Raw genomic sequence first — 25,192 nt, 5'->3', positions numbered from 1 at the left:
AGTCACAAATGTCTGCGTTGCGCGGGGTGCCTCTTCACCTCTCCTCGCCTGCGGGGAGAGGTCGGATCGCCCTTGCGATCCGGGTGAGGGGGTACCGCTCTCTCGACAGTCCCTGCTCGGAGAGAGGCCCCTCACCCCAACCCTCTCCCCGTAAGAACGGGGAGAGGGGGAAGAAAGCATCACAGCCCCAGCACCGCCTTGGCGATGATGTTGCGCTGGATCTCATTGGAGCCGCCGTAGATCGAGACCTTGCGGTTGTTGAAGTAGCTCGGCGCGATCTGGGCGGTCCACTCCATGGCTTCGTTGGAGCCGTCGTCGCCGTGCACGTCGTAAGGCGCGGCGAACGGACCGATCACTTCCATCAAGAGCTCGGTGGTGGTCTGCTGGATCTCGGAGCCCTTGATCTTCAGCACCGAGGAGGCCGGATTGGGCTTGCCCTTGCCGTGCTTGCCCTCGTCGGCGACGACGCGGAGCTGCGTCAGCTCGAGCGCCTTCAGCTCGATCTCGCAAGCCGCGAGCTTGTCGCGGAACGCGGCGTCCTGGATGATCGGCTTGCCGCCGGATTCGACCTTGGAGGCGAGGTCGCGGATGCGACGCAGCCGCTCCTTGGAGACGCCGACCCGGGCAATGCCGGTGCGCTCATTGCCGAGCAGGAACTTTGCGTAATCCCAGCCCTTGTTCTCCTCGCCGATCAGGTTTTCGTAGGGAACTTCGACGTCGTCGAAGAACACTTCGTTGACCTCGACGCCGCCGTCGATGGTCTGGATCGGGCGCACCGTGACGCCCTTCGACTTCATGCTGAAGACGATGAAGGAGATGCCCATCTGTTTCTTCGCAGACGGGTCAGTGCGGCAGAGGCAGAAGATCATGTCGGCGTGCTGGGCCAACGTGGTCCAGGTCTTCTGGCCGTTGATGATCCACTTGTCACCCTTGCGCTCGGCCTTGGTCTTGAGCGAGGCGAGATCCGAGCCGGAGCCGGGCTCGGAGAAGCCCTGGCACCACCAGTCGTCGACATTGGCGATGCGCGGCAGGTACTGCTTCTTCTGCTCTTCGTTGCCGAAGGTGTAGATCACCGGGCCGACCATGCTGACGCCGAAGGCGAGCGGCTGCGGCGCCGGATAGGACTGCAGCTCCTCGTTGAAGATGTAGTGCTGCACGGAGGTCCACCCCGTTCCGCCATATTGCTTGGGCCAGTGGCTGACGCCCCAGCCCTTCTTGTTGAGGATGCGCCACCACGTCACCATCTCGTCCTTCGAGAGGTGGCGGCCTTCGACCAGCTTGCGCCGCGTATCCGGCGGCACGTTGTCGCGGAAGAATGCCCGCACTTCCTCGCGAAACGCCTGCTCTTCCTTCGTGAATGCGAGATCCATCGGATCCTCCTGTTTCCTCGTCGTCCCGGCGAAGGCCGGGACCCATAACCACAAATCTTCATTGTCCTGCACAGGCCATTATCGCCTGTGCCCCACACTCCTGCGGAGTATGGGTCCCGGCCTTCGCCGGGACGACGGCTACTGCAACACCTCGAACAACCCCGCCGCGCCCATGCCGCCGCCGACGCACATGGTGACGACCGCGTACTTGGCCTTGCGGCGGCGGCCTTCGATCAGGGCGTGGCCGGTCAGCCGCGCGCCCGACATGCCGTAGGGATGGCCGACCGCGATCGCGCCGCCGTCGACGTTGATCTTGTCGGGGTCGATGCCGAGCTTGTCGCGGCAATACAGCACCTGCACGGCGAAGGCTTCGTTGAGCTCCCAGAGGTCGATGTCGTCGACGGTGAGGCCGTGACGCTTGAGCAGGCGCGGCACCGCGAACGCCGGGCCGATGCCCATCTCGTCCGGCTCGCAGCCGGCGGAGACGAAGCCGCGGAAGATGCCGAGCGGCTTCAGCCCGCGCCTGGAAGCTTCCTTGTCGCTCATGATCACGGAGGCGCTGGCGCCGTCGGAGAGCTGGCTGGCATTGCCGGCGGTGATCGAAAAACCCTCGCCGCGCACCGGCTTGAGGCCGGCGAGGCCTTCGGCGGTGGTCTCGGGGCGCGGGCCTTCGTCCTGCGACAAGGTCACGTCCTTGAAGGAGACTGCGCCGGTGGCCTTGTCGGTCACCGCCATCTGGGTCGTGATCGGCGCCAGCTCGTCCTTGAACTTGCCGCCCTGCTGGGCGGCGGCGGTGCGGCGCTGGCTCTCCAGCGAATATTCGTCCTGCTTCTCGCGCGAGATGCCATAGCGCTTGGCGACGATTTCGGCGGTGTCGATCATGGGCATGTAGACCTCGCCCTTGATCTTGAGCAGCGCCGGGTCCTGGGCGTGGAAACCGTTCATCTTGTCGTTCTGCACGAGGCTGATCGACTCGCCGCCGCCGCCGACTGCGATCTCGACGCCGTCGAAGATCACCGAGCGCGCGGCGAGCGCGATGGCTTGCAAGCCCGAGGCGCATTGCCGGTCGATGGTGGTGCCGGCGACGGTGACGGGAAGGCCGGCGCGAAGCAGCGCCTTGCGCGCGATGTTGCCGCCGGTCGAACCCTGCTGGAGGGCTGCGCCCATCACGACGTCCTCGACCTCCTTCGGATCGACCTTGGCGCGCGCGACGGCCTCGCCGATGGCGTGGCCGAGCAGGGTTGCGCCCTCGGTGTTGTTCAGCATGCCGCGATAGGCCTTGCCGATCGGCGTGCGTGCGGTGGAAACGATGACGGCGTCGGTCACGAGCGACCTCCTGATACGGTTTTGGTGGATTGTGACGATTTCTGCTGCTGGCGCAATTCGTGGCGCGACAGTTTTCCGACCGGCGTGCGCGGCAGGTCGTCGACGAACTCGACCTCCGCCGGCAATTCGTGCTTGCCGAGCTTGCCGGCGAGCCGCGTGCGCAGCTCGTCGAGGGAGAACGGTTTTGCATCCGGCCTGAGCTTGATGAAGGCTTTTGCGGCCTCGCCGCGGTACGGGTCGGGGATGCCGAGCACGATCACTTCGTGCACGCCTGATATGGTGTAGATCGCCTGCTCGATCATCTGCGGATAGACGTTGAAGCCGCCGGAGATGATCATGTCCTTCTTGCGGTCGACCAGGAAGAAATAGCCGTCGGTATCGACATAGCCGATGTCGCCGGTGAGGAAGCGGCCGTCGATGAAAGCCTCCGCGGATCCCCCGGGCTTGTTCCAATAGCCCCTGGTGACGTTCGGACCCTTGATGCGGATCTCGCCGACTTCGCCGGGCGGCAGCACGCGTGTCGGGTCCTCCAGCGCGACGACGTCGAGCTCGATGCCGGGCAGCATCAGGCCGATCGAGCCGGGCTTGTCCGGACCCGTCGGCGGATGGCCGGTGCCGGGCGAGCAGGTCTCGGTCATGCCCCAGCCACTGCGGAGCTTCTTGCCGACCTTGCGTTCGAAGAAGTTTGCGATCTCCACCGGCAGCGGCGCGCCGCCGGAGCCGATGGTGGCCAGCGAGGAGAAGTCGCGCTTGTCGAGATCGGGAAGCGCCGCGATCGCGATCCACATCGTCGGCACGCCCGGGAAATAAGTGGCGCGCTTCACTTCGATGTCGCGCATCACCGCTTCGACATCAAAGCGCTGGTGGAGCGAGATCAGATTGCCGCGGCTGAGCGAGGACAACAGCACCACGGTGAGCGCATAGATGTGGAACAGCGGCAGCACGCAGATCACGCGCTCGACGACGTCGCCGCGCGCGGCACGCGTCGGCTTGCCCCAGACGTCGTAGATCGACACCGCCGATGTGAGATTGCCGTGCGTCAGCATGGCACCCTTGGGCAGGCCGGTGGTGCCGCCGGTATATTGCAGCAGCGCGACGTCGTCCGCCGAGACTTCCGGCCATCGCGCCGGGGCGGCGGCGCCCTCGACGAAGGCCTTGAAGGTGACGATGCGGGGATCGTTCGGAATCGCGGCCTGYGGCGTGCCGACCTTGCCCCAATTGTCGTCCTCGCAGACGACAAGGCGGTCGATCAGGCCCTTGTCCAGGAATTTCAGCGCGGTCGGCAGCAGCGCCGCGAGGTTGGACGTGACCAGCACCCGCGAGCCGGAGTCGGAGACCTTGTGGGTCAGCGCGATCTCGCCGTCGAGCGGCGACAGATGGGCAACGCGGCTGCCTGCCTTCAGCGCGCCGAAGAAATTGACGGGATGATCCGGCGTGTTGCCGAGGAACAGCGCGATCGACGCGCCCTTGCCATAGCCGGCGCGCAGGAAAGCCGCCGCAGCACGCTCGGCCATCGCGGCGAGCTCGGTGTAGCTGATCGGACGGTCGCGGAATTCCAGCGCGGTGCGCGGGCCGTAATCGGCGGCGGCTTTCGACAGCAGGTCAGGCAGCGTGCCCTGGACGATGGTGTCGTCCCAACGCACGCCCTCGGGATAGAACTGTTCGCCGGGATGGGTCATCGCTTCCTTAAACCACACGGACGTCATTCCGGGGCGCCCGGAGGGCGAACCCGGAATCTCGAGATTCTCAGGTGCGCAACTGCGCACCATAGTTCGATGCTACGCATCGCCCCGGAATGACGCGAACCGCCATCACGCCGCCTTCGACGCCGCCGCCAGGGACGCGAAGGTCTTGCCCTCCGCCGCGAGCTTCTTCAGCAGCGGCGCGGGCTCGAGGCTGGGGTCGTTGGTCTCCTTGGCGTAGAACGCCAGGCGGTCGGCGATGTGCTTGAGGCCGACGGTGTCGGCCCAGAACATCGGGCCGCCACGGTAGATCGGCCAGCCATAGCCGTAGAGCCAGACCACGTCGATGTCGGAGGGGCGCGCCGCGATGCCTTCTTCGAGGATCTTCGCGCCCTCGTTGATCATCGGATACATCATGCGCTCGAGGATCTCCTCGTCGCTGACGACGCGCTTCTTGCGGCCGAGACGGGCAAGCGTCTCGTCGATCAGCTTCTCGACTTCGGGATCGGGCAGCGCCGCGCGGGAGCCGGCTTCGTATTTGTAATAGCCCTTGCCGGTCTTCTGGCCAAAGCGGCCGGCTTCGCACAGCGCGTCCGCGATTTCCGACTTGATGCCGCGGTCTTTCCGCGAACGCCAGCCGATATCGAGGCCGGCGAGGTCGCCCATCGCGAACGGTCCCATCGGCATGCCGAATTTTGTTACGACGGCATCGACCTGCTGCGGCAGGGCGCCTTCGAACAACAGCTTTTCGGACTGCTTGCCGCGCTGCGCCAGCATGCGATTGCCGACAAAACCGTCGCAGACGCCGACCACGGCCGGCACCTTCGCGATTTTTCGCGCGATGGTCACGGCAGTCACCAGCGCATCCGGCGCGGTCTTGTCGGCGCGCACGATCTCGCACAGCTTCATGACGTTGGCCGGCGAGAAGAAGTGCATGCCCAGGACGTCCTGCGGACGCTTGGTCGCCTTCGCGATCTCGTCGATGTTGAGATAGGAGGTGTTGGAGGCGAGCACCGCGCCCGGCTTAACGTACTGGTCGAGCTTGCCGAACACTTCCTTCTTCACCGCCATGGTCTCGAACACGGCTTCGATGACGAGGTCGGCATCGCCGACGTTCTCGATGCCGACGACGCCGTTGATCAGCGCCATGCGCTTGGCGGGCGCATCAGCGGGAATGCCGCCCCGCGCGGCAGTTGCTTCCCAGTTCTTCTGCATGATGCCCATGCCGCGCTTGAGCTGCTCCTCGCCGGTCTCGATCAGGGTGACGGGAACGCCGGCATTGGCAAAGGACATCGCGATGCCGCCGCCCATGGTGCCGGCGCCGAGAATGGCAACACGGTTGACGGGGCGCGACTTGGTGCCTTCAGGGACGCCGGCGATCTTGCTGGCCTCGCGCTCGGCGAAGAAGGCATAGCGCTGCGCCTTGGACTGGTCGCTGGCGACGAGCTTGAGGAAGCCCTCGCGCTCCTTCTTCAGGCCTTCGTCGAACGGCAGGTCGATGGCGTAGCCGACGGCATCGGCCGCCGCGAACGGCGCTTCCAGGCCGCGCGACTTCTTGGTCATGGCAGCGACCGCATTGGTGAAGATCGAGCGGTCGGCCTTGGCTGCGGCGATCTTGGAATCGTCGTCGCGCAGGCGACGTAGCGGACGCTTCTCGGCCAGCAATTTGCGGACGAAAGCCTCGCCGCCGGAGGCCGGGCCTTCGACGATCTCCTCGATCAGGCCGTTCTTGAGCGCCTCGGTCGCCCCGATCGGATCGCCGCCGACGATCATCTTGACCGCGAGCTCCGGCCCGACCGCGCGCGGCAGGCGCTGGGTGCCGCCGGCGCCCGGCAGCAGGCCGAGCTTGACCTCGGGCAGGCCGAGCTTGGCCTCCTTGACCGCTACGCGGAAATGACAGGCCAGCGCGACCTCGAGGCCGCCGCCAAGCGCGGTGCCGTGGATCGCGGCAACGACCGGCTTCGGTGAATTCTCGATCTCGGAGAGCACGTCGTTGAGGGCGGGCGGCTTCGGCGGCTTGCCGAATTCGGTGATGTCGGCACCGGCAATGAAGGTGCGGCCGGCGCAGGTCAGCACGATGCCCTTGATCGCGGGATCCGCAACCGCGGCCTTGATGCACTCGAGAATACCGCCGCGGACTGCGGCGCTCAGCGCATTGACCGGAGGGCTGTTGACCGTGACGATCCCGATTTCGTCATGACGCTCAAGCTTGACCACTTCGCTCACGGTGTCCCTCCTTGGTGGGGATTTACTTTTATTCGATTTCGCACTGCGGAATTTAATTCCGCATCTTGACGGCAGGGTTATTTTGAAGCACGGACGTTGTCAACGACTCCGCGCAAGAAGCAGATCAGGGATGAAGCGTACAGGAAAGAAGACTGCGACCGATCGGAATTTCGTCGTCGCGCTTTCCCGCGGACTTGATGTATTGCGCGCATTCCAGCCCAGCGACGGTCTTCTCGGCAATCAGGAGATCGCGGCCCGCACCAACCTGCCCAAGCCGACCGTCTCGCGGTTGACCTATACGTTGACGAAGCTCGGTTATCTTACACCGGTTCCCCGGTTCGAGAAGTATCAGCTCGCGCCGGCCGCGATGGCGCTTGGTTACGCGGCGCTGGCCAATCTCGGTGTTCGGCATTTGTCCGAGCCGTTTCGCGAGGAACTGATGCGCGCGACGGGAGGCGCGGTCGCCGTCGGCGGCCGCGACCGTCACAGCATGATCTATTTCGGCCAGAGCCGCGGTAGCGAGACGGTCGGCGTTCAACTGGACGTCGGCTCGCGCGTGCCGATTGCAACCAGCGCGATGGGGCGCGCCTATTTCTGGGCGCTCGACGAAGACGATCGCGCAGAATTGTCGCGTGTCCTGCGCGAACATTACGGCAGCCGCTGGCCCAAGATGCGCGACGGACTGGAACGTTCCGGCGAGACCGTCGCGAAACACGGTTTTGCGATTTCGGTCGGCGACTGGCACGACGATATCGGCGCCGCCGGAGTAGCACTCAAGCTGAACGACGGAACCGGGCCCTATGCTTTCAACTGCGGTGCGCCCGCATTCCGTTTCACGGAAGAGCGCTTGATCAACGACATTGGACCGCGTCTGCTGGCGATGGTAAGGAACATCGAAGCGGCACTCGGGGGTCTGATGCCGCATTCAAAAAAACAAGACAGCAAAAAGCTGAAATCAGGAGGAAAAGTTGCGCGTGTGGTCGAGGGGATCAGATAGCCTTCGTCATTGCAGGGAGCGGTTCGCATCGCTCCTCCGCTCACTGAACAAGTTGGGCGAGACGAGATGACGCAGGCACAGCTCGCGCAGGGGACATCGCCCCTGCTCGCGGTTCGCGACGTCAGCGTCGTGTTCGGCGGCATCATTGCGCTCAACGGCGTGTCCTTTGACATGCACAAGGGCCAGATCCTGGGATTGATCGGCCCCAACGGCGCCGGCAAGACCACGCTCTTCAATTGCCTGTCCCGGCTCTACCAGCCGTCGTCCGGCGACATCCTGATGGAAGGCGTGAGCATCCTGTCGCGGCCGCCGCACCGGATCGCCGAGATCGGGATCGGCCGCACCTTCCAGAACGTGGCGCTGTTTCCGAACCTCTCGGTGATGGACAACGTCCGCGTTGGCGCCCATTCCAAGACCTCCAGCGACATCATCAGCGACTCGCTTCGGCTTGCGTGGGTCCGGCGCAGCGAGGCCAGCGTCAACAACAAGGTCCACGAGATCCTCGCCTATCTCAAGCTCGAGGACGTCGCCCACACCGTCGTCTCCGGCCTGCCCTTCGGCACGCAGAAGCGCGTCGAGCTGGCGCGGGCGCTCGCGGCGGACCCGAAGATCCTGCTGCTCGACGAGCCGGCCGGCGGCCTCAACCACGAGGAAGTCTACGTGCTCGGCGACCTCATCCGCCGCATCCGCGACGAGCGCCACATGACCGTGCTGCTGGTCGAGCACCACATGGGCCTGGTGATGTCGATCGCCGACCACGTCGTCGCATTGAATTTCGGCAAGAAGCTCGCGGAAGGCACGCCCGCGCAGGTGCAGGTGGACCCCGACGTCATCAAGGCCTATCTCGGGAGCAAGGACCAATGACGACGCTGCTCAACGTCAAGGACCTGCGCGCCTATTACGGCCAGGTCCAGGCGCTCCACGGCCTGTCCTTCTCGCTCAACGAGGGCTCGCTGACGACGCTGCTCGGGGCCAACGGCGCCGGCAAGACCACGACGCTGCGCGCGATCTGCAACATGGTGCGCTCCACCGGCGGAATCGAGTTCGACGGCAAGCCGCTGAACAACCGCTCCACCGAAAGCATCGTGCGGTTCGGCATCGCCCATGTTCCGCAGGGCCGCGGCACCTTCACCACCATGACGGTGGAGGAAAACCTCCAGCTCGGCGCCATCACCCGCAAGGACAATGCCGGCATCATCTCCGACATCGAGCGGATGTATGCGCATTTCCCGGTGTTGAAGCAGCGGCACACCCAGCAGGCCGGCACGCTGTCCGGCGGCGAGCAGCAGATGCTCGCGGTCGCCCGCGCGCTGATGCTGCGGCCGCGGCTGATGCTGCTCGACGAACCCTCGTTCGGGCTGGCGCCGCTGGTGGTGCGCGACCTGTTCGGCATCCTCGGCAAGATCAACCGCGAGGACAAGGTATCGATCCTGGTGGTCGAGCAGAACGCGCAGCTCGCGCTCGAGCTCGCCGACCAGGCCTATGTGATCGAGACCGGACGCATCGTGATGTCGGGCAACGCCAAGGACATCGCGAACAACGAAGAAATCCGCAAATCCTATCTGGGTTACTGAGGAGCCGGCACGATGGAGCTTTTCACCAACCAGGTCCTGGCGGGGATTGCCACCGGCGCGATCTACGCCTGCATGGCGCTCGCCGTGGTCATGATCTACCAGGCGATCGACCATCTCAACTTCGCGCAGGGCGAGATGGCGATGTTCTCGACCTTCATCTCCTGGCAGCTGATGCAGTGGGGCATACCCTATTGGGCCGCCTTCGTGATCACGCTGGCCTTGTCCTTTGTCGGCGGCATCGCCATCGAGCGCATCCTGTTCAAGCCGCTCGCGAAGGCGCCGGTGCTGACCAACGTCGCCGGCTTCATCGCGCTGTTTGCGATCATCAACTCATCGGCCGGCCTGATCTGGGACTTCACCATCAAGCAGTATCCGACCCCGTTCGGCTCCTCGCCGTTCCTCGGCAGCCAGCTGATCTCGACCCACCAGGCCGGGATGATCGGCGTCACCGTGCTGCTGCTGATCGGTCTCTACTTCTTCTTCCAGTACACCAAGATCGGCCTCGCCATGCGGGCCGCCGCCTCGGTGCCTGAATCGGCTCGCCTCGTCGGCATCAACACCTCCTGGATGATTGCGCTGGGCTGGGGCATGGCGTCGGCGATCGGCGCGATCGCCGGCATGCTGATCGCCCCGGTCGTGTTCCTCGAGCCCAACATGATGGGCGGCGTGCTGATCTACGGCTTTGCAGCAGCCGTGCTCGGCGGCCTGACCAGCCCGTTCGGCGCCGTGGTCGGCGGCTTCCTGGTCGGCGTCTTCGAGAATCTCGCCGGCACCTACATCCCCGGCGTCGGCAACGAGCTGAAGCTTCCGATCGCGCTCGCGCTGATCATCTCCGTCCTGGTCGTCAAACCCGCTGGTCTGTTCGGCCGGCACATCGTCAAGCGAGTTTGATCATGAGCGCTGTAGAAGAAGTCGTTGAAGGCCACCAGGCGGTCGAGGCCGTTCCGAAGCGGGCCATGACCCTGGGCACCGGCACCTCGGTTGTGGTGCTGCTGCTGCTCCTGGCCGTGCCGCTGTTCGCCAAGAACTTCATCATCTTCCAGCTGACCCAGTTGCTGTATCTCGGGCTCGCCGTACTGGCGTTGAACATCCTGACCGGTGGCAGCGGCCAGTTCTCGCTCGGCCAGAGCGCGTTCTACGCCGTTGGCGCCTATGTCACCGCGGTCATGATGGAGGCGTTCAACATCAATTACGTGCTCTGCCTGCCGGTCGCGGGCGCGCTCTGCTTCGGCTTCGGTTTCTTGTTCGGCCAGCCGGCGTTGCGGCTATCCGGCGTGTACCTTGCGCTCGCAACTTTCGCGCTCGCCACCGCCATGCCGCAGCTCCTGAAGCTGAACTTCCTCGAGCACTGGACCGGCGGCGTGCAGGGCCTCGTTGTGACCAAGCCCGACGCGCCATTCGGCCTGCCGATGTCGCAAGACATGTGGCTCTACTATTTCACGCTCGCGATCGTGCTTGCGATCTACATCTTCTCGGTGAACCTGCTGCGCTCCCGCTCGGGCCGCGCCTTCATGGCAATCCGCGACAACGAGATCGCGGCCTCTTCGATGGGCGTCAATGTCGCGCTCTACAAGACGCTCGCCTTCGGCGTCTCCGCCGGCATCACCGGCGTCGCCGGCGGCCTCAGTGCAATCGCGGTGCAATTCGTGGCACCGGACAGCTTCACCATTACACTCTCGATCCAGCTGTTCCTCGGCATGGTCGTCGGCGGCGTCGGCTGGCTGCCCGGCTCGATCGTCGGCGCCGCCTTCATCATCTTCGTGCCGAACATCGCCGAGGGCATCTCCAAGGGCCTCTCCGGCGCGGTGTTCGGCGTGCTCCTGTTCCTCGTCATCTACCTCGTGCCGCATGGCGCAAGGCAGGTCGCGATCATGGGCCAGCAGCTCCTCGGCAAGCTCAGAAAGAACTAACTCTCACCAACACTGTCATCGACGAAGGAGACCGAATTGCTTTTTGGAAGAACACTGCGAGCCGCCGCGCTGGTCACGGCAACGGCGGCCATCACTTTCAACTCCGGCGCGGCATTTGCTCAAAAGAAATACGACACCGGCGCGACCGACACCGAGATCAAGATCGGCAACATCATGCCGTACAGCGGTCCGGCGTCGGCCTATGGCATCATCGGCAAGACCGAGGAAGCCTATTTCAAGATGATCAACGACAAGGGCGGCATCAACGGCCGCAAGATCAACTTCGTCACCTATGACGACGGCTATTCGCCGCCCAAGGCGGTCGAGCAGGTCCGCAAGCTGGTCGAGAGCGACGAGGTTCTCGCCGTGTTCAACCCGCTTGGCACGCCCTCCAACAGCGCGATCCAGAAATACCTCAACGCCAAGAAGATCCCGCAGCTGTTCGTCGCGACCGGCGCCACCAAGTGGAACGACCCGAAGAACTTCCCCTGGACCATCGGCTGGCAGCCCTCCTACCAGAGCGAAGCGCAGATCTACGCGAAATGGCTGATGAAGGAGAAGCCCGACGCCAAGGTCGCGATCCTCTATCAGAACGACGATTTCGGCAAAGACTACCTCAAGGGCACCAAGGACGGCCTCGGCGCCAAGGCTTCTTCCATGATCATCATGGAGGAGAGCTATGAGGTGTCCGAGCCGTCGATCGACGGCCACATCGTCAAGATCAAGGCCGCCAATCCCGACGTGCTGCTGATCTATGCGACGCCGAAGTTCGCAGCCCAGACCATCAAGAAGACCGCCGAGCTCAGCTGGAAGCCGCTCCAGATCCTCACCAACGTGTCGATCTCGGTCGGCAGCGTGATGAAGCCGGCCGGCTTCGAGAACGCGCAGGGCGTGCTGTCGGCGGCCTATGCCAAGGACTCCACCGATCCGCAGTGGAACAACGACCCCGGCATGAAGCGGTGGAACGAGTTCGTCGACAAGTACATGCCGGGCGCGGACAAGTCCGACACCAGCATGGTCTACGGCTATGGCGCCGCCTCGACGCTCGCCAAGGTGCTGGAAATGTCCGGTGACGATCTCACCCGCGCCAACCTCATGAAGYAGGCGGCGTCCTTGAAGGATTTTGCACCGGACACCCTGCTGCCCGGCGTCAAGATCAACACCGGCGCCACCGACTTCGCCCCGATCGCGCAGCTCCAGATGCAGCGCTTCAAGGGCGAGAAGTGGGAACTGTTCGGCGAGATCATCAGCGGCGACGTCGCCTCCGAGTGACCCGTTGACGTATTAGTCCAGGCCTAATTCAAGCCGGCAGGCCCCCGCGAGCGATCGCGGGGGCTTTTTGTTGACGTCGGGCGTCAATCTTGTTCAATGCGGCGCCCATCCAATTCGGGGTAGGAGATAAATGGCTGCCGTTCGTTCAGAGGTTGCGGTCCTTTCGGCCGTGCTCGCGTTGTGCACTGCGATGAGCAGCCCGGCTCTTGCGCAGAAGAAATACGACAGCGGCGCTTCCGATACCGAGATCAAGATCGGCAACATCATGCCCTATAGCGGCCCGGCCTCCGCCTATGCCGCGATCGGCAAGACCGAGGAGGCCTACTTCAACAAGATCAATGCCGAGGGCGGCATCAACGGCCGCAAGATCAGGTTCATCTCCTATGACGACGGCTATTCGCCGCCGAAGACGGTGGAGCAGGCGCGCAAGCTGGTCGAGAGCGACGAGGTGCTGCTGATCTTCGGCTCGCTCGGCACCTCCACCAACGGCGCCATCCGCAAATACATGAACGAGAAGAAGGTGCCGCAATTGTTCGTGGCRAGCGGCGCCTCGAAGTGGAACGATCCCAAGCAATATCCTTGGACCATGGGCTGGCAGCCGAGCTACGTCAGCGAGGCGCGGATCTATGCCAAGTACATCATGAAGGAGAAGCCGGACGCCAGGATCGCCGTGCTCTACCAGAACGACGATTTCGGCAAGGACTATCTGAAGGGATTGAAGGACGGCCTCGGCGCCAGGGCGTCGATGATCGTGCTCGCGGACAGCTACGAGACCTCGGAGCCGGCGGTCGACGAGCACGTCGTGAAGCTGAAGGCCGCCGGCGCCGACGTCCTCATCAGCATCACCACCCCGAAATTCGCGGCGCAGGCGATCAAGAAGGCTGCCGAGATCAACTGGCATCCGATGCACATCATCTCCAACGTCTCGGCCTCGGTCAGCGGCGTGATCGAGCCGGCGGGCCTCGAGATCTCGCAGGGCATCCTGTCGGCGAGCTACATCAAGGACGGCTCCGACCCGCAATGGAATGCCGATGCCGGCATGAAGAAGTTCTACAATTTCCTCGCCCAGTATGATCCCAAGGCCAACAAGCTCGATGCCGGCGTGGTGTTCGGCTATGCCGCCGCGCAGACCATGGTGAAGGTGCTGCAGATGTGCGGCGACGACCTCACCCGCGAGAACGTCATGAGGCAGGCGGCAAGTCTCAAGGATTTCGCGCCCGATACGCTCTTGCCCGGCATCAGGATCAACACCGCGCCGGACAATTTTGCTCCGATCGAGCAGCTCCAGATGATGCGGTTCAAGGGCAGAAAATGGGAGCCGTTCGGCGACATCATCTCGAGCGAGATAGGTCATTGAGCTGACTCAACTAAAAATCGACACTCGCTCGTTAAGCAACTCAAGACAGTCGCGCTGTCTCGCAGTCGCACACCAAGGCTGCGGTCTCCAGGCCGGTTAATGGCTACTAAAGGAGCAGCCCCTGCGACGCCGTCGCAGGGGCTTTCTGTTGAAGGCGCAGGACAAATCGTATTCAATTGCGGGCAGCGTCGCCAAAAACAATCAAGACAAGAAAAGGGGCGCACACACCAAGAAAATAGGGAGATAGGAATGCCCGCTGTCACCGGCAAACTTGCGGCCGCGTCACTGGCGCTTGCGCTCATTGCGGCCTCGGCCACCACTGCATCGGCCCAGAAGAAATACGATACCGGCGCGACCGATACCGAGATCAAGATCGGCAACATCATGCCCTACAGCGGACCGGCCTCCGCCTACGGCATCATCGGGCGGACCGAAGCCGCCTATTTCAAGAAGATCAACGACGAAGGCGGCATCAACGGCCGCAAGATCAATTACATCAGCTATGACGATGCCTATTCGCCGCCGAAGACGGTGGAGCAGGCGCGCAAGCTGGTCGAGAGCGACGAGGTGCTGTTCATCTTCAACTCGCTCGGCACGCCGCCGAACTCGGCGATCCACAAATACATGAACTCGAAGAAGGTGCCGCAGCTGTTCGTCGCCACCGGCGCCACCAAGTGGAACGATCCGCAGGCCTTCCCGTGGACCATGGGCTGGCAGCCCAACTACCAGAGCGAGACGCAGATCTACGCGAAGTGGCTCCTGAAGAACAAGCCGGACGCTAAGATCGCGGTGCTGTTCCAGAACGACGATTACGGCAAGGACTATCTCAAGGGCCTGAAGGACGGCCTGGGCGCCAAGGCCGCCTCGATGATCATCATCGAAGAGAGCTATGAGACCTCGGAGCCGACCATCGACAACCATATCGTCAAGCTGAAGTCGACCGGCGCCGACGTCTTCATGAACATCACGACGCCGAAATTCGCAGCGCAGGCGATCAAGAAGAACGCCGAGATCGGCTGGAAGCCGCTGCACTTCCTCAACAACGTCTCGGCCTCCGTCGGCAGCGTGATGAAGCCGGCCGGCTTCGAGAACGGCCAGGACATCATCTCGGCCGATTATCTGAAGGACGTGTCGGATCCCGCGTGGAACAACGATCCCGGCATGAAGGAGTTTTTGGCGTTCATGGCCAAATACTTCCCCGACGGCGACAAGCTCGATAAGGGCACCATCGTCGGCTATGCCGTGGCACAGACGCTGGTCCAGGTGCTGAAGCAGTGCGGCGACAATCTCACGCGCGAGAACGTCATGAAGCAGGCGGCGAACCTGAAGGACTTCCGCACCGAGGCGCTGCTGCCGGGCGTGAAGATCAACACCTCGCCGACCGATTTCGCGCCGATCAGCCAGCTTCAGCTCGAGAAGTTCAAGGGCGAGAAGTGGGAGCTGTTCGGCGACGTGATCAGCGCCGACGTCGGCGGCTAGCCGCCTGACGGACGCGACAACGGAAAACCCCCTGCGCGGGTCTCGCAGGGGGTTTTTGCTTGTGCAGCGATTATGATCACGCGATTGCACAATCGAATGATGGTAAAGCCCGCTTACGCTTTGGCGCATGATGCGGTAGGCAGGAGACTGGCGCGCTTGCCGCCAGTCTCTTCAGTCTGCTCAAGGCCATCGTCATGACCGACCGACGTCCCCTGCTCCGCGCGCTCTACGACGCCGCCGTTGCCGCCGCCCATCCGAGCACGATTCTGGCGCCGCATCTGCGGCCCGCGCCCAAAGGACGCGTGATTTGTCTTGCCGCCGGCAAGGGCGCGGGCGCGATGGCCGCGGCCGCGGAGCGGCATTATCTCGACACGCTCAAGCTCGCGCCGGAGCGGCTGGTCGGCATCGCCACCACCCGTCACGGCTACGGCTTGCCGACGCGCCGCATCCGCGTCGTCGAGGCCGGCCATCCCGTGCCTGATGAAGCCGGCCTGAAGGGCGCGGCCGATACGCTCGCGCTCGCGGGCGAGGCCGGCCCGGACGATCTGCTCCTGGTGCTGCTCACCGGCGGCGGCTCGGCGAACTGGATCGCGCCGGCGGACGGCATCAGCTTCGCGCAGAAGCAGGYGGTCAACAAGGCGCTGCTGCGCTCCGGCGCGCCGATCGGCGAGATGAACACGGTGCGCAAGCATCTGTCGCGGATCAAGGGCGGGCGGCTGGCGCGCGCCGGCAAGAATGCCGCCGAGATCGTCACGCTCGCGATCTCCGACGTGCCGCATGACGACCCGTCCGCGATCGCCTCCGGCCCCACCGTGCCGGACCCGACCACGCTGGCGGATGCGCGGGCGATCGTGGCGAAGTACAGGCTCGACATCGACGATGCCGTGCGCCGCGCGCTCGACGACGAGCGCAACGAAAGCGCCAAGCCGGGCGAAGCCGCCTTTGCGCGCGCGCAGTTCGAGCTGATCGCGCGGCCGAAGCAATCGCTCGACGCCGCGGTGAAGCTCGCGCGCGACGCCGGCTACGAGACCATCGATCTCGGCGCCGATCTCGAGGGCGAGGCGCGCGAGGTCGCCGCCGATCACGCCGGGCTCGCGCTTCAGGCGCGCGCGCAGGGCAAGCGTATCGCTATCCTCTCCGGCGGCGAGCTCACGGTGACCGTGCGCGGCAATGGGCGCGGTGGTCCGAACCAGGAATACGCGCTGGCGCTCGCGGACCTGCTGAAGGACACGGCCGGCATTTCAGCGCTTGCCGGCGATACCGACGGCGCCGACGGCGGCGCCGGCAACCCCACCGACCCCGCCGGCGCGCTGATCGACGCGGCGACGTTCGCGAAGATGACGGCGCAGGGGCTGGTGCCGCAGGCCTATCTCGACAACAACGACGCGACGACGTTCTTCGAGGCGACGGGTGATTTGCTGCAGCCCGGCCCGACGCTGACCAACGTGAACGACATCCGGGTGATTTTGGTGGATTGAGGCGCCTGCCCAGGTCTCACTGTCATTCCCCGCGCCCCGGCTACGCCAAGGCTTCGCCGAGGTTGAGGTCCAGGGGCGGCGAAGCTTTAGCGTAGGCGGCAGGCGGGGAATCCAGTACGCCGCGGCCTATCGATTCAATCACAACCGTCTCGGAGTACTGGATCGCCCGCCCCAGTGCGCAATTGCGCACAAGGCGGGCGATGACAGCGGAGGGTGTGGATTAGGCTTGCCACAAGCCGGCTTGCCGAGCGGCCCGACAGCCGGGCCTCAAAACTCGTTGGCGATCTTCGACAGCATCGCGATCAGGGCTTCGCGGTTGGTTTGCCCGAGCAAATCGTTCAGCCGCGACTCGTGCTTGGTGGCGACGAGCTTCTTGGCCCGGGTCAGCACGGCCTTGCCCTTGTCGGTCAGCACCAGGATGTGCGAGCGGCGGTCGTTGGTGGAGCGGATCCGCGTGCAAAGGTCGCGGCTCTCGAGATTGTCGAGCATGGCCACGAAGTTCGGGCGCAGGATGCCCAGCGTCGAAGCGATCTCGGTCTGATTGCGCCCCGGATTCTTCTCGACCAGCAGCAGCACGGAGAACTGCGCCGGCGTGAGCTGGAGCGAGGCCATGCAGCGCAGGAAATTCTCGAATACCTTGAGCTGCGCCCGCTTCAGCACATAGCCGAGCTGCTCGGAGAGCTCGCCGAGCTGGAGGGCTTCAGGCAGGGCCTCGGCCGCGTCCTTGCGGCCCTTGGCCGCGTCGGCGGGTTTTTCGGAGGTTTTGGAAACGGTCATCGCCTCGTGCTCGCAATCCCGTTAAGTTCGGGAGGGTCGTTCGCCACCCTTGAGATTATATTTGATAATTGTTATGGACCATATCAAATATCGTCAGCGTTTTTCAATGGCTGTAGTCGGACCATCCACCGCAATCGGGGGACGGGTCCGGATCTTGAGGGGGAGCGTCCGGTCTTGAACACCACCATCATGCTGTTCCTGCTGCAGGACGGCATCACCAATGGCGCGATCTATGCGCTGCTCGGCCTGGCGCTGGTGCTGGTGTTCGCCGTCACCCGTGTCATCCTGATCCCGCAGGGCGAATTCGTCACCTATGGCGCGCTGACCTATGCCTCCCTGGCCGCCGGCCAGATGCCGGGCACGGCCAAGCTTGCGCTTGCCATGGGCATCGGCGCCTTCGCCTTCGACCTGTTCGTGGCGCGCAAGGCGCTGCATGCGCGGCTGGTCCTGCGCGCCTTCCTCACCAACATCGTGCTGCCGGCGATCGTGCTGGCGGTGACGCTGTATTTCGCCGGCCAGAAGCCGCCGGTGGCGATCTGCATCGCATTGTCGCTGGTGATCGTGGCGATGATCGGCCTGTTTCTCTACCGGATCGCGTTCCAGCCGCTGGCGCACACCTCCGTGCTGGTGCTGCTGATCGCATCGGTGGGCGTCCATCTGGCGCTTCAGGGGCTCGGCCTCCTGTTCTTCGGCGCCGAAGGCCAGCGCGGCCCTGCCGTGTTGTCCGGCGCCTTCACCGCGGGCTCGCTGCGCTTCACCGGCCAGAGCATCACGGTCTACGGCATCACCATCGCCTTCATCGTCGGCCTGTGGCTGTTCTTCGGCCTGACGCTCTACGGCAAGGCGCTGCGCGCCACCGCCGTCAACCGGCTCGGCGCGCGGCTCGCCGGCATCCGCACCACGCTGTCGGGACAGATCGCCTTCCTGCTCGCCTCCGTCATCGGCGCGCTCTCGGGCATTCTGATCGTGCCGATGACCACGCTCTATTACGACTCGGGCTTCCTGATCGGCCTGAAAGGCTTCGTCGCCGCGATCATCGGCGGCCTCGTCAGCTATCCCCTGACGGCGGTCGCCGCACTCGTCGTCGGCATCGTCGAGGCGTTCTCGTCCTTCTATGCCTCCAACTACAAGGAAGTGATCGTTTTCATGCTCTTGATCCCCGTGCTGCTGCTGCGCTCGCTCGCCGCGCCCGCGGTCGAGGAAGAGAAGGACTGACGCCAAGATGCAGAGCCGACTTCCCATTCTCATCTTCGCGCTCGTGATGGCGGCGATCCCGTTTGTCCCCGGCATGCCGCCGTTCTGGATCGTGCTGCTCGACAATATCGGCCTCACCGCGCTGGTCGCGATGGGCCTCGTGCTGCTCACCGGCGTCGGCGGCCTCACCTCGTTCGGGCAGGCCGCCTTCGTCGGCTTCGGCGCCTACACCACGGCGGTGCTGTCGACGACCTATGGCCTGTCGCCGTGGCTGACGCTGCCGCTGTCGCTCGTGGTCAGCGGATTGCTGGCGGTGCTGCTCGGCCTCGTCACCGTCCGCCTCTCCGGCCATTATCTGCCGCTCGGTACGCTGGCCTGGGGTCTCGGCCTGTTCTACCTGTTCAGCAAGCTCGAGTTTTTGGGCCGCAACGACGGCATCTCGGCGATCCCGCCGCTGTCGATCGGCGCGTACAAGATGCTCTCGCCCGGCTCGATCTATTACGCGATCTGGGTTGCGGTGATCCTCTCGGCGCTGCTCACCATGAACCTGCTGGACTCCCGCACCGGCCGCGCCATCCGCGCGCTGCGGCGCGGCCATGTCGCGGCCGAGGCGTTCGGCGTGCACACGCCGCGGGCAAAGCTCTTGGTGTTCATCCATGCCGCGGTGCTCGCCGGCCTCTCCGGCTGGCTCTACGCCCACCTCCAGCGCGCGGTAAACCCGACGCCGTTCGGCGCCCAGGCCGGCATCGAATATCTCTTCATCGCGGTGGTCGGCGGCGCCGGCTATGTCTGGGGCGGCGTGCTCGGCGCGGCGATCGTCGTGGTCCTGAAAGAGGTGCTGCAAAGCTATCTGCCGCTGATCCTGCCGGGCTCCGGCCAGGTCGAGACCATCGTGTTCGGCATCATGCTGGTGGCGCTGCTCCAGCTCGCACCCGGCGGCGTCTGGCCGTTGCTGATGTCGTTCCTGCCCGAGCGCACCCGTGGCCGGAAGCCGGACACCTCGCTGAAGCTCGAGGCGCGCACCCGCGCGGCCGGCCCGGCGAGCGTCCTGCTCCAGGTCGACAAGGCGCGAAAGCAGTTCGGCGGYGTCATTGCCGTCAACAACGTCTCCTTCGACGTCCAGGCTCGCGAGATCGTCGCGCTGATCGGGCCGAACGGCGCCGGCAAGAGCACGACGTTCAACCTGATCACCGGCGTGCTGTCGGCCACCTCGGGCTCGATCTCGGTGCTCGGCAAGAAGGTCGACAACGCGCCGCCGCAGGAGATCGTCAAGCTCGGCATCTCCCGCACCTTCCAGCATGTGAAGCTGGTGCCCGACATGACTGTGCTGGAGAACGTCGCGATCGGCGCGCATCTGCGCGGTCATTCCGGTCCGCTCTCCTCGATGCTGCGGCTCGACCGCGCCGATGAGGCAAAACTGCTCGCCGAAGCCGCCCGCCAGATCGAGCGGGTGGGCCTGGCCGACCAGATGCACCAGCTCGCGGGCTCGCTGTCGCTGGGCCAGCAGCGCATCGTCGAGATCGCGCGCGCGCTGTGCGTCGATCCGATGCTGCTGCTGCTCGACGAGCCGGCCGCGGGCCTGCGCCACATGGAAAAGCAGCGGCTCGCGACGCTGTTGCGCGAGCTGCGCGACGGCGGCATGAGCGTGCTGCTGGTCGAGCACGACATGGGCTTTGTGATGAACCTCGCCGACCGCATCGTGGTGCTCGATTTCGGCACCAAGATCGCGGAGGGCACGCCGGCCACGATCAAGACCAATCCCGAAGTGATCAAGGCCTATCTCGGAGTGGCGGCATGAGCGCGCTGTTGTCCGTCACCGACGCGCATGTCGCCTATGGCAAGGTCGAAGCCGTGCGCTCGGTCTCGCTCGAAGTCGGCCAGAACCAGATCGTCACCATCGTCGGCGCCAACGGCGCCGGCAAGACCACGCTGCTGTCCGCCATCATGGGCATTTTGCCGCTGAAGGGCCGTGTCGCCTTTGCAGGCCACGACCTCGCCCGGCTCGACATCGAGGACCGCGTCGCGATGGGGCTCGGCCTCGTGCCGGAGCACCGCGAATTGTTCGTGACCATGAATGTCGAGGACAATCTCGAGCTCGGGGCCTTCCGCATCGAGAAGAGCAAGGCGAAGGCCTCGATGGAGCGGGTCTACACCCTGTTCCCGCGGCTGAAGGAGCGGCGCAAGCAGCTCGCCGGCACGCTCTCCGGCGGCGAGCAGCAGATGCTGGCGATGGGCCGCGCGCTGATGGGCGCGCCGAAGCTCTTGATGCTGGACGAMCCGAGCCTGGGACTGGCGCCGATCATCGTCGCCGACATTTTTCGCATCGTCACCGAGCTGCGCGCCAGCGGCGTCTCGGTGCTGCTCGTGGAACAAAACGCGCAGGCCGCGCTGAAGATCGCGGACCGGGCTTACGTGATGGAGCTCGGCGAGTTCGTGCTGAGCGGCAAGGCCAGCGACGTCGCGGCGAACGAGCGGGTGGCAGCGAGCTATCTCGGCTTCCAGCACGAGGGCGCGAGCGTGTTGTAGGTCTCTCCTCTCCCTCTCCCCGTTCTTACGGGGCCGCGACGAGCTGCGCTCGCAATGACGGTGTGGACGGAGCAAGTGCCATATCGACCAGATCGATTCGCGGAGAGTCCCCCTCACCCGGAATCCGCGCTACGCGCGAATTCCGGCCTCTCCCCGCAAGCGGGGAGAGGCGAAGACCGTCGCCTAGCTTGCCACCTTCTCACCCTTCAACGCCGCCACCTCCGCCTCCAGCTCCGCGATCCTTGCATCCCTCGCCGCCAGCGCCGCCGCGACATCCGCGGCGTCGAATTTCTGCGGAATGTGCTGCGGGCAATTGGTGTCCCAGGCTGCGATCTTGAAGACGATCACCTGCTCCGGCCGCGCCCGATAGCCTTTCGGCATCAGCGACTGCGTCAGCGCGTCGTCGTCCTCGACCACGCGCGCCTCGCCCCAGAGCTTCACCCGGCGGCGATGGGCGTAATCCATGACGAAGATGTAGGCCTTGGGATTCTCCGACAGGTTGCCCTGCGTGATGTATTGCCGGTTGCCGGCGTAGTCCGTGAAAGCCAGCGTCTGCTTATCAAGCACCTTCAAAAACCCCTTCGGGCCGCCGCGGTGCTGGATGTAGGGCTGGCCATCGGCCGAGGCGGTGGCGAAATAAAAGCTGTCGGCATCGGCCAGGAACGCCGCGAGGTTCTCATCGACCTCGGTGCGCCAGCCGCGCTGCTCGGCATGGGCATAGCCTTCGCGCGATCCCTTTCGGGTCTGGATTTCCTTCACCGCCGGCGTGAAGGCCACGTCGCTGGCGTAGGTGTGAGTTGCGGTCATCGGAGCATCTCCTGAATTCCGGCGCATCTCTGCGTCTTTCGGGGTCTAAAATGGACCTTCCGGCGGCTAAAACAATCAGCCCGCTTGACACTTCATCATTGCAATATATGCAATAATGCCATGGACCGCCTCGACGCCATGCACGTCTTCGTCACCGTGGCCGATCTGCGCGGCTTTGCGCCGGCGGCACGCAGGCTGCGGCTGTCGCCTTCGGCGGTGACGCGGATGATCGCCGCGCTGGAGGAGCATCTCGGCGCGCGGCTGTTGCAGCGGACCACCCGGCAGGTCACCCTGACCGATGTCGGCACGCGCTATCTCGAACGCGCCAGGCGGATCCTCGCCGATGTCGAGGAGGCCGACGGCGCCGCGCGGGAGGAGCGCAACCGGCCGAGCGGGCGATTGGTGGTGTCGGCGCCGGTCGGCTTCGGCCGGCTCCATGTCGGGCCGATCATGACCGCCTATCTCAAGCGCTATCCCGAGGTCGCCTGCGAATTGCGGCTGTCGGACCACATCGTCAATTTGGTGGAAGACGCTGTCGATGCCGCGGTGCGGATCGGCCATCTCGCCGATTCCTCGCTGGTGGCGCGCCAGGTCGGCGAGATGCGGCGGATCGTGGTGGCTGCGCCCGGCTATCTGAAGCGCCATGGCGAGCCGAAGACGCCGGAGGCATTGCCCGAGCATCAGACCATCCAGTTCGGCCCCTGGTCCGCATGGCGCTTCCTGCGCGAGGGCCGCGACATCGAGGTGACGCCCACGCCCCGCTTCATCAGCAACAGCGCCGACGCGGCGCTGCAATATGCCGAGGCCGGCGGTGGCGTGACGCGGGTGCTGGCTTATCAGGCCGCCGAGGGCTTGCGGCGCGGGCGGCTGAAGATCGTGCTGGCGAACTACGAGCAGCCGGCGCTGCCGATCCACATCGTCTACCCGACCTCGCGCCTGCTCTCGGCCAAGGTGCGGGCATTCATCGATCTCGTGGTGGAGACGACGGAGTGGCGGTTTGGGTGAGACCCCTGTCGCGGACGCGCCGCGGAGCGGCGCAGAGCCGGGACCCAGAAGGCGGCTGGTCTCCGTTTGCGTGGGAGGGCCCCGGCTCTGCAGCGCACCACGCCGCAAACGCGGCGCGCTGCGCTGCGTCCGGGGCACGAGAGGCTACCCCTTCTTCGGCACCACGCGGAACGTCCCGCTCGCCCGCGCGATCACAACGCCATCGGCCTTGATCAGGCACTGCGCGAAACAGATCGTCTTGCCGGTCTTGATCACGTCGCTCTCGATCGAACACCACTGGCCGATCTCGGCGGAGCCGACGAAATCGACCGAGAGCGAGACCGTCACGAAGGACGTGGTCCAGTTCGTGACAAGCGCGCAGCTGTAGCCCATGGCATTGTCGGCGAGCGCTGTGATGAGGCCGCCATGGATCAGCCCGCGGCCGTTGGTGTGCGGCCTTGCCAACCGCAGGCCGATGATGACGGCCTTGTCGGTGTTCCTTGAGTAAAGCGGCTCCCAGGGTTCGGTGAGAGGGCTCTTGCGGAAGAGCGGTTCGAAGCCGGCGGGGATGTCGGTAGAGGTCATGGGTTTCTCGCGTCGCTGGTGGGGTTGCCGCCATTGAACGCGATGTGGATGACGGTTTCACCGCCTACAAAGTTTTAAACGGAATTTGCGCGGGTGTTTGAAATGAGCACTCCCGTCATTGCGAGGAGCGAAGCGACGAAGCAATCCAGAATCTTTCYGCGGAGAGWYTCTGGATTGCTTCGCTTCGCTCGCAATGACGACGTGGAGGCAGCGTACGCCCCCGTAGGGTGGGCAAAGGCGCATCGCGCCGTGCCCACCATCTCTCCACCATTGAGAAAGTGGTGGGCACGCTACGCTTTGCCCACCCTACGGCACCAATGGCACCGTCCTAAAACGGCAGCCCCACATAATTCTCCGACAGCGACGTCATCGCGGCCTGCGAGTGCGTGACGTAGTCGAGCTCGGCGAGCTGGATGCGCGCGCCGATGGTGCCGGTGTCGGGGAATTTGTGCAGCATCGAGGTCATCCACCAGGAGAAGCGCACGGCCTTCCAGACCCGTGCGAGCGCCTTGGCGGAATAGGCCTCGATCCCGGCGTTCGACTTCTCGTCGTAGAATTCGCGCAAGGCGCTCGCGAGATAATGCGCGTCGCTGGCCGCCAGGTTCAATCCCTTGGCGCCGGTCGGCGGCACGATATGGGCGGCGTCGCCGCACAGGAACATCTTGCCGAAGCGCATCGGTTCGGCGACGAAGCTGCGCAGCGGCGCGATGCTTTTCTCGATCGAGGGGCCCGTGATCAGGCTGTCGGCCGCCTCCTGGTCGAGCCGGCGCTTCAATTCGTCCCAGAAGCGATCGTCAGGCCACTGGTCGACGTGATCGTCGAGCGAGCACTGCACGTAATGCCGGCTGCGCTTCGTCGAGCGCATGGTGCAGAGTGCAAAGCCGCGGGCGTGGTTGGAATAGATCAGCTCATGGCTGACCGGCGGCGTCTCCGACAAGATGCCGAGCCAGCCGAACGGATAGACGCGCTCGAACTCCTCGATGGCCTGCGCCGGGACGCTCGCGCGGCTGATGCCATGGAAGCCGTCGCAGCCGGCGATGAAGTCGCAATCGATCTCGTGGGTGACGCCGTCCTTGACCCAGGTTACGCGCGGGTGACCGCCGTCGAAATCGTGCGGTTGAACATCCTTGGCCTCGTAGACCGTGGTCAGGCCGGCCGCTTTGCGCGCATTCATCAGGTCGAGCGTGACCTCGGTCTGGCCGTAGATCATGACCGTCTTGCCGGTCGCGGCCTTCATGTCGATGCGATGACGGCGGCCGGAAAAGGCGAGCTCGATGCCCTCATGCAGCAGGCCTTCCGCATACGCGCGTGCGCCGGCTCCGACCTGATCGAGCAACGCGACGGTTCCTTCCTCCAGGAGGCCGGCGCGGATGCGCCCGAGCACATAGTCGGGGCTCTGCCGCTCCAGAATGAAATTGTCGATGCCGTAATTGTGCAGCAGTTGCCCAAGCAACAATCCCGCCGGCCCGGCCCCGATGATTGCGACTTTTGTCCGCAATACTTGCTCCTCCCGATCCTGTAGGGTGCACCGCGGCTCGCTTGTCGCGGCCGTCCGCGCACGATAATTATAACATATAACGGTTGGGCAAAAGGGGAGTGCGCCCGAGCAGCGACAAATCCATGCAACATGGCTGACGTAGATGACGTG

21 protein-coding genes are annotated in these 25,192 nt (G+C 64.7%); 13 read left to right on the top strand and 8 right to left on the bottom strand.

Translation table 11 applies throughout. From position 1 onward, the window contains the following. Window positions 1-179: 179 nt before the first annotated feature. The 4 genes from pimC to ACXJL8_RS01710 all read right to left on the bottom strand — a co-directional run bounded on the left by pimC (window position 180) and on the right by ACXJL8_RS01710 (window position 6,604). Window positions 180-1,370: a pimeloyl-CoA dehydrogenase large subunit gene (gene pimC / locus ACXJL8_RS01725; RefSeq protein ID WP_456621786.1), complete on the bottom strand. Its 1,191-nt coding sequence runs from the start codon at window positions 1,368-1,370 to the stop codon at window positions 180-182. A gap of 138 nt (window positions 1,371-1,508) precedes the next feature. Beyond that, a complete protein-coding gene (locus ACXJL8_RS01720) occupies window positions 1,509-2,696 on the bottom strand; it encodes an acetyl-CoA C-acyltransferase (RefSeq protein WP_456621787.1) in 1,188 nt (395 codons plus the stop codon). Then, window positions 2,693-4,375: a dicarboxylate--CoA ligase PimA gene (pimA, locus tag ACXJL8_RS01715; protein WP_456621802.1), complete on the bottom strand. Its 1,683-nt coding sequence runs from the start codon at window positions 4,373-4,375 to the stop codon at window positions 2,693-2,695. Before pimA ends, ACXJL8_RS01720 begins: the two co-directional genes overlap by 4 nt. A 132-nt stretch (window positions 4,376-4,507) precedes the next feature. Next, window positions 4,508-6,604 (bottom strand): 3-hydroxyacyl-CoA dehydrogenase NAD-binding domain-containing protein, encoded by a 2,097-nt coding sequence (locus ACXJL8_RS01710; RefSeq protein WP_456621788.1) that lies wholly within the window; start codon window positions 6,602-6,604, stop codon window positions 4,508-4,510. Between the two features lie 130 nt (window positions 6,605-6,734). Here ACXJL8_RS01710 and ACXJL8_RS01705 point away from each other — a divergent pair, with 130 nt between their 5' ends. The 9 genes from ACXJL8_RS01705 (at window position 6,735) to ACXJL8_RS01665 (ending at window position 16,671) form a co-directional block, all read left to right on the top strand. Further along, a complete protein-coding gene (locus ACXJL8_RS01705; protein ID WP_456621803.1) occupies window positions 6,735-7,601 on the top strand; it encodes an IclR family transcriptional regulator in 867 nt (288 codons plus the stop codon). A gap of 66 nt (window positions 7,602-7,667) precedes the next feature. Next, on the top strand, window positions 7,668-8,465 hold the full coding sequence (locus ACXJL8_RS01700) for an ABC transporter ATP-binding protein (RefSeq protein WP_456621789.1): 798 nt from the start codon (window positions 7,668-7,670) through the stop codon (window positions 8,463-8,465). Continuing rightward, window positions 8,462-9,175, top strand: a complete 714-nt coding sequence (locus ACXJL8_RS01695; RefSeq protein ID WP_415025699.1) for an ABC transporter ATP-binding protein — start codon at window positions 8,462-8,464, stop codon at window positions 9,173-9,175. The genes ACXJL8_RS01700 and ACXJL8_RS01695 overlap by 4 nt, the downstream gene beginning before the upstream one ends. A gap of 12 nt (window positions 9,176-9,187) precedes the next feature. Continuing rightward, window positions 9,188-10,066 carry a branched-chain amino acid ABC transporter permease gene (locus ACXJL8_RS01690; protein WP_456621790.1) on the top strand — a complete coding sequence of 293 codons (879 nt, stop codon included), beginning with the start codon at window positions 9,188-9,190 and terminating at the stop codon, window positions 10,064-10,066. Between the two features lie 2 nt (window positions 10,067-10,068). Next, the gene (locus tag ACXJL8_RS01685; protein WP_456621791.1) at window positions 10,069-11,085 is read left to right on the top strand and encodes a branched-chain amino acid ABC transporter permease; all 1,017 of its coding nucleotides are present in this window, start codon (window positions 10,069-10,071) and stop codon (window positions 11,083-11,085) included. Between the two features lie 36 nt (window positions 11,086-11,121). Next, window positions 11,122-12,357 carry an ABC transporter substrate-binding protein gene (locus ACXJL8_RS01680; protein ID WP_456684517.1) on the top strand — a complete coding sequence of 412 codons (1,236 nt, stop codon included), beginning with the start codon at window positions 11,122-11,124 and terminating at the stop codon, window positions 12,355-12,357. Window positions 12,358-12,487: 130 nt separating this feature from the next. Continuing rightward, window positions 12,488-13,714 (top strand): ABC transporter substrate-binding protein, encoded by a 1,227-nt coding sequence (locus ACXJL8_RS01675; protein ID WP_456621793.1) that lies wholly within the window; start codon window positions 12,488-12,490, stop codon window positions 13,712-13,714. Window positions 13,715-13,963: 249 nt separating this feature from the next. Further along, a complete protein-coding gene (locus tag ACXJL8_RS01670) occupies window positions 13,964-15,193 on the top strand; it encodes an ABC transporter substrate-binding protein (protein WP_456621794.1) in 1,230 nt (409 codons plus the stop codon). Window positions 15,194-15,387: 194 nt separating this feature from the next. Then, window positions 15,388-16,671 carry a glycerate kinase type-2 family protein gene (locus ACXJL8_RS01665; protein WP_456684516.1) on the top strand — a complete coding sequence of 428 codons (1,284 nt, stop codon included), beginning with the start codon at window positions 15,388-15,390 and terminating at the stop codon, window positions 16,669-16,671. Between the two features lie 267 nt (window positions 16,672-16,938). On the opposite strand, the gene ACXJL8_RS01660 is transcribed toward ACXJL8_RS01665, so the two are convergent. After that, entirely contained in the window at window positions 16,939-17,448 is a 510-nt protein-coding gene (locus ACXJL8_RS01660) for a MarR family winged helix-turn-helix transcriptional regulator (protein WP_456621796.1), read from the bottom strand. A 174-nt stretch (window positions 17,449-17,622) separates the two neighbouring features. Between ACXJL8_RS01660 and ACXJL8_RS01655 the strand changes: the two genes are divergently transcribed. The 3 genes from ACXJL8_RS01655 to ACXJL8_RS01645 are packed head-to-tail and all read left to right on the top strand — an operon-like array spanning window position 17,623 to window position 21,168. Continuing rightward, on the top strand, window positions 17,623-18,663 hold the full coding sequence (locus ACXJL8_RS01655; RefSeq protein WP_456621797.1) for a branched-chain amino acid ABC transporter permease: 1,041 nt from the start codon (window positions 17,623-17,625) through the stop codon (window positions 18,661-18,663). Between the two features lie 7 nt (window positions 18,664-18,670). Then, window positions 18,671-20,440, top strand: a complete 1,770-nt coding sequence (locus ACXJL8_RS01650; RefSeq protein ID WP_456684515.1) for a branched-chain amino acid ABC transporter ATP-binding protein/permease — start codon at window positions 18,671-18,673, stop codon at window positions 20,438-20,440. Continuing rightward, window positions 20,437-21,168, top strand: coding sequence for an ABC transporter ATP-binding protein (locus tag ACXJL8_RS01645; RefSeq protein WP_456684514.1), 732 nt, complete (start codon window positions 20,437-20,439; stop codon window positions 21,166-21,168). Before ACXJL8_RS01650 ends, ACXJL8_RS01645 begins: the two co-directional genes overlap by 4 nt. Before the next feature lie 183 nt (window positions 21,169-21,351). Here ACXJL8_RS01645 and ACXJL8_RS01640 read toward each other — a convergent pair whose 3' ends face one another. Further along, window positions 21,352-21,975, bottom strand: coding sequence for a pyridoxamine 5'-phosphate oxidase family protein (locus ACXJL8_RS01640; RefSeq protein WP_456623697.1), 624 nt, complete (start codon window positions 21,973-21,975; stop codon window positions 21,352-21,354). A 120-nt stretch (window positions 21,976-22,095) separates the two neighbouring features. Between ACXJL8_RS01640 and ACXJL8_RS01635 the strand changes: the two genes are divergently transcribed. Continuing rightward, the gene (locus tag ACXJL8_RS01635) at window positions 22,096-22,980 is read left to right on the top strand and encodes a LysR family transcriptional regulator (protein ID WP_456623698.1); all 885 of its coding nucleotides are present in this window, start codon (window positions 22,096-22,098) and stop codon (window positions 22,978-22,980) included. A gap of 144 nt (window positions 22,981-23,124) precedes the next feature. Here ACXJL8_RS01635 and ACXJL8_RS01630 read toward each other — a convergent pair whose 3' ends face one another. Both ACXJL8_RS01630 and pobA read right to left on the bottom strand, forming a co-directional pair. Further along, window positions 23,125-23,544 carry a PaaI family thioesterase gene (locus ACXJL8_RS01630; protein WP_456623699.1) on the bottom strand — a complete coding sequence of 140 codons (420 nt, stop codon included), beginning with the start codon at window positions 23,542-23,544 and terminating at the stop codon, window positions 23,125-23,127. Window positions 23,545-23,872: 328 nt separating this feature from the next. Next, window positions 23,873-25,042, bottom strand: a complete 1,170-nt coding sequence (pobA, locus tag ACXJL8_RS01625; protein WP_456623700.1) for a 4-hydroxybenzoate 3-monooxygenase — start codon at window positions 25,040-25,042, stop codon at window positions 23,873-23,875. Window positions 25,043-25,192 lie beyond the last annotated feature (150 nt).

The organism is Bradyrhizobium sp. P5_C11_2 (assembly GCF_054049755.1).
The sequence above is the reverse complement of the archived record's forward strand: the minus strand, read 5'-3'. Positions and strand labels throughout refer to the sequence as shown.

Bases quoted from the DNA above. Each gene is read 5' to 3' on its own strand.
- ACXJL8_RS01635 (WP_456623698.1), top strand. From the start codon at position 22,096: ATGGACCGCCTCGACGCCATGCACGTCTTCGTCACCGTGGCCGATCTG.
- ACXJL8_RS01690 (WP_456621790.1), top strand. From the start codon at position 9,188: ATGGAGCTTTTCACCAACCAGGTCCTGGCGGGGATTGCCACCGGCGCG.
- ACXJL8_RS01685 (WP_456621791.1), top strand. From the start codon at position 10,069: ATGAGCGCTGTAGAAGAAGTCGTTGAAGGCCACCAGGCGGTCGAGGCC.
- ACXJL8_RS01700 (WP_456621789.1), top strand. From the start codon at position 7,668: ATGACGCAGGCACAGCTCGCGCAGGGGACATCGCCCCTGCTCGCGGTT.
- ACXJL8_RS01660 (WP_456621796.1), bottom strand. From the start codon at position 17,448: ATGACCGTTTCCAAAACCTCCGAAAAACCCGCCGACGCGGCCAAGGGC.
- ACXJL8_RS01640 (WP_456623697.1), bottom strand. From the start codon at position 21,975: ATGACCGCAACTCACACCTACGCCAGCGACGTGGCCTTCACGCCGGCG.
- ACXJL8_RS01705 (WP_456621803.1), top strand. From the start codon at position 6,735: ATGAAGCGTACAGGAAAGAAGACTGCGACCGATCGGAATTTCGTCGTC.
- pimC (WP_456621786.1), bottom strand. From the start codon at position 1,370: ATGGATCTCGCATTCACGAAGGAAGAGCAGGCGTTTCGCGAGGAAGTG.
- ACXJL8_RS01695 (WP_415025699.1), top strand. From the start codon at position 8,462: ATGACGACGCTGCTCAACGTCAAGGACCTGCGCGCCTATTACGGCCAG.
- ACXJL8_RS01630 (WP_456623699.1), bottom strand. From the start codon at position 23,544: ATGACCTCTACCGACATCCCCGCCGGCTTCGAACCGCTCTTCCGCAAG.
- ACXJL8_RS01670 (WP_456621794.1), top strand. From the start codon at position 13,964: ATGCCCGCTGTCACCGGCAAACTTGCGGCCGCGTCACTGGCGCTTGCG.